Consider the following 6350-nt stretch of genomic DNA (forward strand, 5'->3'; position numbering starts at 1 on the left):
GGTCAGTATATGGCTGATTTAATAGAAGGAAAGCAGGAGAATCACTTGCTAGATTCATTGCTTTCTAAAACGGTTTAGAAAGGGGATGGAAGTTTGAATTTAAAAATTAATGGTAACCAAATTGAAGTACCAGAGGGTGTAAAAACAGTAGCTGGGCTACTTACACATTTAGAGTTAGATAACAGAATTGTTGTAGTAGAACGTAATAAAGATATTTTACAAAAAGATGATCATAACGATACATCTGTTTTTGATGGGGACCAAATTGAGATTGTAACTTTTGTAGGAGGCGGTTGATTATGTTAAACATTGGACAATTTTCATTTCATTCTAGACTTTTATTAGGAACAGGGAAATTCCCTGATTTTGATGTGCAGCAAAAGGCAATTGATGTTTCTGAGGTTGAGATTTTAACATTCGCAGTACGTCGTATGGATATATTTGATGCGAAGCAGCCTAATTTATTAGAGAAACTTGATGTGAAAAAATATACGTTATTACCGAATACAGCAGGAGCAAAAAATGCTGAAGAAGCTGTTCGTATTGCAAAATTAGCAAAAGCTTCTGGACTTTGTGACATGATAAAAGTAGAAGTTATTGGTGATGATAGAACGTTATTACCTGATCCAGTAGAAACGTTAAAGGCATCTGAAATGTTACTAGAAGAAGGATTTATCGTTCTTCCTTACACATCTGATGATGTTGTATTAGCACGCAAACTACAAGAACTTGGTGTACACGCGATTATGCCAGGAGCATCACCGATTGGTTCAGGGCTTGGTATTGTAAATCCATTAAATTTAAGTTTCATTATTGAACAAGCGACAGTACCAGTTATCGTTGACGCTGGTATTGGTAGTCCAGCTGATGCAGCATTTGCAATGGAATTAGGAGCAGATGGTGTGTTATTAAATACTGCAGTATCTGGAGCGAACGATCCTATTAAAATGGCATACGCAATGAAATTAGGTATTGAGGCAGGACGATTAGGGTTTGAAGCAGGTCGTATTGCACGTAAACGTTGTGCRACAGCAAGTAGTCCTTTAGAAGGAATGAGCGTAGTTGAATAATCGATATTCTCGCCAAGAACTATTTTCTCCAATTGGGGAAGAAGGGCAACAAAAGCTAGGAGAAAAGCATGTACTTATTATCGGTGCAGGTGCATTAGGTAGTGCAAATGCAGAGATGTTTGTAAGGGCAGGTGTTGGCAAGGTAACAATTGTTGACCGTGATTATGTAGATTGGAGTAATTTGCAAAGACAACAATTGTATGCAGAGAGTGATGTAGAGAATAATCTTCCGAAGGCTGTAGCGGCAAAAAAACGTCTAGAAGAGGTTAATAGTGAAGTAAGAGTAGAAGCTCTCGTTCAGGATGTAACGGCTGAAGAGTTGGAAGAACTCGTTACAAATGTTGATGTAATCATCGATGCGACTGACAATTTCGAAACACGTTTCATTGTGAATGATATATCGCAAAAATATTCTATTCCATGGGTTTATGGGGCATGTGTAGGGAGTTACGGTCTTTCTTATACTATTCTTCCAGGAAAAACGCCATGTTTATCTTGTTTATTACAATCGATTCCGCTTGGCGGAGCGACATGTGATACAGCGGGGATTATATCGCCTGCTGTGTCTCTTGTCGTTTCTCATCAAGTAACGGAAACACTTAAACTGTTAGTAGAAGATTATGACTCGCTTCGAGATGGGCTTGTATCATTTGATGTATGGAAAAATGAATATTCATGTATGAATGTGCRAAAGMTTCGTAAACATAATTGTCTATCGTGTGGTGAACRGGCAGTATATCCATATTTAAATAAGGAAAACACTTCAAAAACAGCAGTGTTATGCGGGAGAAATACAGTTCAAATTAGACCACCTCATAAAGAGGAAATGGATTTTGAACAATATAAAAAATTGCTGAATGATCGCGTGAATGATTTGAATGTAAATCCATATTTATTATCATTTTCGGTTGAAGAAAAGAGATTAGTTGCTTTTAAAGATGGCCGTGTACTTGTACATGGCACGAAAGATATAAGCGAAGCGAAAACAATTTATCATCGCTATTTTGGGTAGAAAAGGATGAGTGGGATGAAAGTGAATAAAGCTTTAACGATTGCAGGATCTGATAGCGGAGGCGGCGCTGGAATTCAAGCAGATTTAAAAACTTTCCAAGAGCTTGGTGTGTATGGAATGACGGCTATTACAGCAATTACTGCTCAAAATACGCTTGGCGTTCAAGGGGTATATCCTGTTTCTTTAGAAGGGATTACGGAGCAGCTTAATTCAATTGGTACGGATTTAACGCCAGATGCTGTAAAACTGGGAATGTTATTTAGYAGTGAAATTATTCAAATTGTKGCAGARCATATTAARAAATTYGGYTGGAATAATATTGTGCTAGATCCTGTTATGATTGCTAAAGGTGGTGCGTCATTATTACAACAAGAAGCAGTACAAGCATTAAAAGAATATTTATTGCCAGTAGCAACTGTTGTAACACCGAATGTTCCTGAAGCAGAAGTGTTAACTGGAATGGAGATTCATAATGTAGAAGATAGTAAGGAAGCTGCAAAAGTATTGCATGAATTAGGAGCTAAATATGTGCTTATGAAGGGCGGACATGCAGAATATCAAGGTAATGAAGTAATTGATTTACTCTTTGATGGTGAGCAGTTTATTGAATTTAGAAGTGAACGAATTCCTTCGAAGCAAACGCACGGAAGTGGGTGTACATTTGCTTCAGCGGTTACAGCAGGACTTGCGAAAGGCTACTTGATGGAAGAGGCAGTTCAAGAAGCAAAACGATTTATTAGTATAGCAATTAAAGAGCCATTGAATATTGGAAGTGGTCATGGGCCGACGAATCATTTTGCATATAAATTGAATAAGACGCATGTATAAAGATACGAGAAGCCAGTTTGTTAACTGGCTTTTTTTGTGTTTACTTTTTCCAAATTCAGGAGTAATATATCAGCCAGAATCTGTTTTTCATTCCGTATTATATGGGGGAAATAGATTATTTTGTAATACGCTGAATTCAAATTTATGGAGCGGAGGAACCAATTTGTGCGTCGTCACTAGGGGTGAATCTTTCAATGTTGAAAGTAGGGCTACTCTCAAAGCCCGAATCCGACAGCTAACTTCGTAAGCGTCTTGAGAGAGGGCGGTGCCATGATGGATATATCACTTCGTCGGTCTGATTAGTATAGGAGAATATCAATCTATGTTTGAGTTCTTTTATGCTAAGGAGGATGAGGTACATGGAATTAACGCTTATTTGCGTTGGAGAAGAAAATAAGGTAAAGAGTTTAAGAGAGCTAGCAGCATTTCAGCATGAGTTAATTATTTTTACAGCAAATGAAGAGATAGCAGATCAAGTTAGAAATTGTGGATTTGATTGGACTTATAGCTGTACTAAGGAGCAGGATTTTACTAGTATTTGCGAGCATATTAAGAAGGTGATTTTACTAGGAGATGAGCTTCCGATAGTTAGTTTCTTCACAGAACGCATTCGTTTTTCTTTTCAAGCGCCTATTACTGTTGTTACAAGGAATAAACGATATCCGGCCAGGCTCTATGAAACAATTGGAGCTAAATTTGTAGTGTTTACGAACTGTGATAATATTTCTTTTTTATTTTTTGAATAAGGTGGGGGAAATGAAGATGAAAGTGTTGTTACTAGGAGATATAGCGAATCGTTGGGCGATATCGGTAGAGMGAGTTSACGAATTGGTAGTGCTCGATCCTCTTTTTCCAGGGCCATATATTATATTACCATCAAAAGATGTTTTGTATTTAGAGACGGATATTACCGAATATGAGCAGTTACATGCAGAATTATCACAAGTTTATATTCGAGGGAGAAATTTGCGTGCTTTTTTGCGTGGAGAATAAAGGTTGAATGAAAAAAGAGCGAATGCTGAGTGCAACAAGCTATGCACTTCATGTAATTCGCTCTTTTTATTTTATATTTAAAGGATCATTTTTATGAAAAAGAAAGAAAAGACAAGAAAACAGATGAAAAAATATTAATAACACTCAATGTAAACGCTTAAATGACGGAATATTTTCGTATTTTAAGAAATTCTCCTCTTTACAAGTTAAATATAGAGGAGTATATTTACTCTCATAAATCATTCATAAAATTTCCAAAAAAAACCTAAAATCGCTGAGTTCCAGAAATGGAGCGGGGGAACCAATTTTGTGCATTGTCACTTGGGGTGAATCTTTCAATTTTGAAAGTAGGGCTACTCTTTAGGCCCGAATCCGACAGCTAACCTCGTAAGCGTTTAGAGAGGAGGTTTACTTTGTGTTGTTCGTTTCGAACACTAAGTAGAGCTTAGTGTTCTTTTTTTGATAACTAGATGGTAAATTTTAACAAAAGTGAGGGGTAGTTATGTTAGATGTTGTAATGATCGGTATTTTTGTTGGGTTAGTCGCATCGATGGCAAGTCTTGCAAGTTGGTCAGATAAAGTTGTGAAAGAAGGGAAGCAATCATGATGATTGCCTTATCGGTTATTGTTGCAGCGATTACGGTGTACTTAGTGTACGCATTATTAAATCCAGAAAAGTTTTAATTAGGGGGAATCATTCATTATGATTTGGGTTGCAGTCGTTATTACAATGCTCTTGTTTATTTTAGTAGCAAAGCCAACGGGAATTTATTTAGAGAAAGCCTTTCAAGGTAGCAAAACGCTAGATAAAGTATTYGGGCCTTTTGAAAAACTTATTTTTAAAATTACGGGTGTAAAAGMATACAATCAAACGTGGAAACAGTACGCATTATCAYTMGTTTTACTCAACGGATTTATGATTGTTGTTGTATATTTCATTTTCAGATTACAAGGTGTGCTGCCGCTAAATCCAGCGCATATCGAGGGAATGGAGCCTACGCTTGCTTTTAATACAGCAATTAGTTTTATGGCTGATACAAATTTACAGCATTATAGCGGTGAAAATGGTTTGTCTTATTTATCACAATTAATCGGGATTACATTTTTAATGTTTGCAGCACCAGCAACGACGTTAGCGCTCGTTATGGCATTTATAAGAGGGCTCGCTGGAAAAGAACTCGGTAACTTTTTCGTTGATTTTACGAGAGCTTTAACGAGAGTATTTCTTCCTATTGCGTTTGTTGCAGCGCTAATCTTTGTCGCACTTGGTGTACCACAAACGTTAGACGGGGCAGTTACAGCACAGACAATTGATGGGGCAAAACAAAGTATTTTACGTGGTCCAGTTGCATCATTCGTTTCCATTAAAGAACTTGGAAATAACGGCGGTGGATTTTTCGGGGCAAACTCTACACACCCTTTTGAAAATCCAGGGCAAATGAGTAATATTTTGCAAATGATGCTTATGATGTTATTGCCAACAGCACTTCCATTTACGTACGGACGAATGGTAGGAAATAAAAAACAAGGTCGCATCCTTTTCGTGTCACTATTCATGGTGTTTTTACTAGGATTTATAACGATTACGACATCTGAATTACATGGAAATCCAGTGTTAAATGGAATGGGTATCGAACATGTACAAGGAAGTATAGAAGGAAAAGAAGTCCGATTTGGAACAGTATTTTCTTCCCTTTATGCGACAGTAACGACAGCTGCGGAAACAGGGGCCGTTAATACGATGCATGATACGTTAACACCAATTGGTGGTCTAGTTCCACTCGTAAATATGATGTTAAATACAGTATACGGCGGTGTTGGAGCAGGTTTTGTGAACATTATTATGTATGCAATTATTGCAGTCTTTATATCTGGTTTAATGGTTGGACGGACACCGGAGTTTTTAGGTAAGAAAATTGAAGGTAAGGAAATGAAATTGATTGCGGTAACGATTTTATTTCATCCATTGCTTATTTTAGGGTTTTCAGCATTAGCTCTTTCAACAAGCTTAGGAACGGATGCAATTTCTCATTCMGGTTTCCACGGTTTAACGCAAGTTGTWTATGAGTAYACATCRTCAGCTGCGAATAACGGATCTGGATTTGAAGGWTTRRSRGAYAATACACCGTTTTGGAATATTACGACTGGTTTAGTTATGTTTTTAGGACGCTATTTCAGTTTAATTACGATGCTAGCTGTTGCAGCTTCACTGAAAGAGAAGACGGTAGTACCAGAAACAGTCGGGACATTCCGTACGGATAATGGTTTATTTGGAGGGATCTTTATCGGAACAATTGTAATTGTTGGTGCGTTAACATTCTTCCCGATGTTAGTACTTGGCCCAATTGCAGAATTTCTTACATTGAAGTAATGGAGGGTAAATGATGAGACCGGTAGTAGTAAAAGAAAAAAGAGTACATGAATCACAAATACATGCTGTAGAAGAT

The 6350-nt window shown here is 37.3% G+C and carries 9 protein-coding genes and 2 riboswitches; all 9 genes read left to right on the forward strand.

All coding sequences use genetic code 11. The annotated features are described in order from the left end of the window. Positions 1-93 precede the first annotated feature (93 nt). The 9 genes from thiS to kdpA all read left to right on the forward strand — a co-directional run bounded on the left by thiS (position 94) and on the right by kdpA (position 6274). Positions 94-297, forward strand: a complete 204-nt coding sequence (thiS, locus tag AC1DJR_RS13775; RefSeq protein ID WP_044738334.1) for a sulfur carrier protein ThiS — start codon at positions 94-96, stop codon at positions 295-297. Between the two features lie 2 nt (positions 298-299). Next, the gene (thiG, locus tag AC1DJR_RS13780; protein WP_477002827.1) at positions 300-1070 is read left to right on the forward strand and encodes a thiazole synthase; all 771 of its coding nucleotides are present in this window, start codon (positions 300-302) and stop codon (positions 1068-1070) included. Beyond that, positions 1063-2082, forward strand: a complete 1020-nt coding sequence (locus AC1DJR_RS13785) for a thiazole biosynthesis adenylyltransferase ThiF (protein ID WP_477002828.1) — start codon at positions 1063-1065, stop codon at positions 2080-2082. The genes thiG and AC1DJR_RS13785 overlap by 8 nt, the downstream gene beginning before the upstream one ends. 15 nt (positions 2083-2097) lie before the next feature. Next, a complete protein-coding gene (gene thiD / locus AC1DJR_RS13790) occupies positions 2098-2910 on the forward strand; it encodes a bifunctional hydroxymethylpyrimidine kinase/phosphomethylpyrimidine kinase (protein ID WP_429687663.1) in 813 nt (270 codons plus the stop codon). A 118-nt stretch (positions 2911-3028) separates the two neighbouring features. Continuing rightward, positions 3029-3176: riboswitch (cyclic di-AMP (ydaO/yuaA leader) on the forward strand. A 93-nt stretch (positions 3177-3269) separates the two neighbouring features. Further along, positions 3270-3656: a hypothetical protein gene (locus tag AC1DJR_RS13795; protein WP_060749973.1), complete on the forward strand. Its 387-nt coding sequence runs from the start codon at positions 3270-3272 to the stop codon at positions 3654-3656. A 16-nt stretch (positions 3657-3672) separates the two neighbouring features. Continuing rightward, positions 3673-3903 (forward strand): hypothetical protein, encoded by a 231-nt coding sequence (locus tag AC1DJR_RS13800; protein WP_477002830.1) that lies wholly within the window; start codon positions 3673-3675, stop codon positions 3901-3903. Between the two features lie 262 nt (positions 3904-4165). After that, positions 4166-4311, forward strand: a riboswitch (cyclic di-AMP (ydaO/yuaA leader). A gap of 94 nt (positions 4312-4405) precedes the next feature. Further along, a complete protein-coding gene (locus AC1DJR_RS13805) occupies positions 4406-4510 on the forward strand; it encodes a SipW-dependent-type signal peptide-containing protein (RefSeq protein ID WP_000887888.1) in 105 nt (34 codons plus the stop codon). Next, positions 4507-4587 (forward strand): K(+)-transporting ATPase subunit F, encoded by an 81-nt coding sequence (gene kdpF / locus AC1DJR_RS13810; RefSeq protein ID WP_000972378.1) that lies wholly within the window; start codon positions 4507-4509, stop codon positions 4585-4587. Before AC1DJR_RS13805 ends, kdpF begins: the two co-directional genes overlap by 4 nt. A gap of 19 nt (positions 4588-4606) precedes the next feature. Continuing rightward, positions 4607-6274, forward strand: coding sequence for a potassium-transporting ATPase subunit KdpA (gene kdpA, locus AC1DJR_RS13815; protein ID WP_477002829.1), 1668 nt, complete (start codon positions 4607-4609; stop codon positions 6272-6274). The last annotated feature ends 76 nt before the right edge of the window (positions 6275-6350 follow it).

The organism is Bacillus sp. 05T31 (genome assembly GCF_056396725.1).